Origin of the sequence: Falsiroseomonas oryzae (assembly GCF_027856955.1) — a bacterium.
In the GTDB taxonomy this organism is placed as follows: Bacteria; Pseudomonadota; Alphaproteobacteria; order Acetobacterales; family Acetobacteraceae; genus Falsiroseomonas; species Falsiroseomonas oryzae.
Window position 1 is genome coordinate 1 of the sequence record NZ_JAPSMD010000684.1, and the last position, 1,963, is coordinate 1,963.

Genomic DNA, 1,963 nt, shown 5'->3' on the forward strand with positions numbered 1-1,963 from the left:
CCAGCCTGCTGCCGCCGGGTCCGGAGGAGGCGCTGGCGGCGCGGCTGCTGGCGCGCCGGCGCGACCTGGTGGAGGCGGTGCGCGGCGCAGCGCCGGCACCGGAGGGGCTGGCCGCAACGCGCATCCATGGCGACTTCCATCTCGGCCAGCTGCTGGTCGGGCCCGGCGATGCGACGATCCTCGACTTCGAGGGCGATCCCGCACGGCCGGCCGAGCTCCGCCGGGCCAAGGACAGCCCCTGGCGCGACGTGGCGGGGCTGCTGCGCAGCCTGGACTACGCTGCCGCCATCGCCGCGGCGACGGAGGCGAGCGGCACCGCGACGGCCGCCCCGACCAGCCGCCGCGCGGAGCTGATCGCGCTGTGGCGGGACGCCGCGGGCAGCGCCTTCCTGGATGCCTACCGGGCCTGCTGGGAAGCCGAGGCCGGCGCCCTGCCCGCCGGCGCAGCCGCCGCGATGGAGCTGTTCCTGATCGGCAAGGCGGCGGCCGAACTGGTCGACGAGGCCGCGAATCGCCCGGCCTGGCTGCCGGTGCCCCTGCGCGGGCTCGTCGCCCTGGCCGACAGGCTGCTGGGCGCCGATCAACCAGCAGGCGAAGAATCACGTTGACGTGAGTATCGTATACACTTAGACGCGCAGCCACCGCCCCTTCCTCGCGCAAACCGCGCGGGCCGGGCGGTGGCGCTGCGGCGACTTTCCCGGACCGGCACCTTCGCCCCCGGTGCGCGCAGCGTCCCTGACCACGCACGGCCAGGGAGCCTGGTGCATGAATCTCAACCTTCTCGTTCGCGGCCAGTCCAACGCGATCCTCTCCATGGAGAGCAACGGCTGGGCCGGCGCCGGCGCGCTGGTCCAGGAAGTCCAGCGCCTGCTGGGCTTCGACGGCACCAACGACCGGATTTCCCTGGTCTATGAGCGCTACGACCAGAACCAGGCCACCGCCTTCGGCGGGACGGCGCTGATCGGCGACTGGATGACCGCCAACAACGGCGACTGGCGCCAGGGCTGGAGCAATGCCGGGCCGGAGAATGCGCTGCTGAACAAGGTGCGCGGCCTGTCGGCCGACCAGAAGGACGACCCGACCGCGACGCTCTGGTTCCACAGCGAATACGACAGCGCCAACGCCGGGCTGACCGCCGACCAGTGGATGTCCGCCGTGCGCTTCGACGCGGCGCAGGTCCGCGCCGCGCTGGGCCAGGGCGCGGAGAGCACGCCCTATCTCTTCGTCTCCGCGATGCCCTACTGGGGCAAGACCGAGGGCCACAACGCGATCCGCCAGGGCATGGAGCGCCTGGCCGCCGACGCCGGCTTCAACGCGGACATCGCCGCGCGCACGCTGGACGTGGACACCGACAACGACGATTTCGACGGCAACCAGGGCACGCGCGAATACGGCGGCCCGCACATGGATCCCGAGGACGGGATGCAGACCCTGTTGCGGTCCGCCCGCGCCATCGCCGAGAGCTTCGCGCAATACGCCAAGCCCGGCTCGCCGGTCGCTTCGGCCGGCGGCGCCATCGCCGATGGCGGCCCGCAGGTGATCCGCGCCGAGCTCGTCAACGGCAACCAGCTGCGCATCGACGTCGCGCATGATGGCACCGCCGGCTTCCAGGCGCTGGATGCCGACGCGGCGCGCGGCGTGGGCTGGTCGGTGCTGGGCAATGGCGGCCAGGTGAACGGCACGGCCGCGCAGGTGGTGGATGCCGACACGCTGCTGGTGACCTTCTCCGGCGCGGTCGCGCCGGATGGCACGCTGCATTACGGCTATGGCTATGGCCGCCTGGCCGGCGCCGACGGCAGCGGCCGCGGCAACGCGGTGTACGACACGTCGGGCCTGCCGATCTGGGTCTCGGCCGACGGGCTGAAGGTCGGCACGACCGTCACCCCGCTCGAGGCCGGCGGCGCCGCAGCGCCCGCGCCCGCGCCCCAGCCGGATCCGCAGCCCGCGCCCCAGCCCGAGCCTG

General features: G+C 73.4%; 1 protein-coding gene and 1 pseudogene. Both read left to right on the top strand.

Annotation, left to right across the window (positions count from 1 at the left end; genetic code table 11):
- A pseudogene (locus OZN99_RS30570) lies at positions 1-608 on the top strand (alpha-amylase); the annotation flags it as partial.
- Between the two features lie 157 nt (positions 609-765).
- A partial coding sequence (locus OZN99_RS30575) for a hypothetical protein (protein WP_270938974.1) occupies positions 766-1,963 on the top strand: 1,198 nt, incomplete at its 3' end.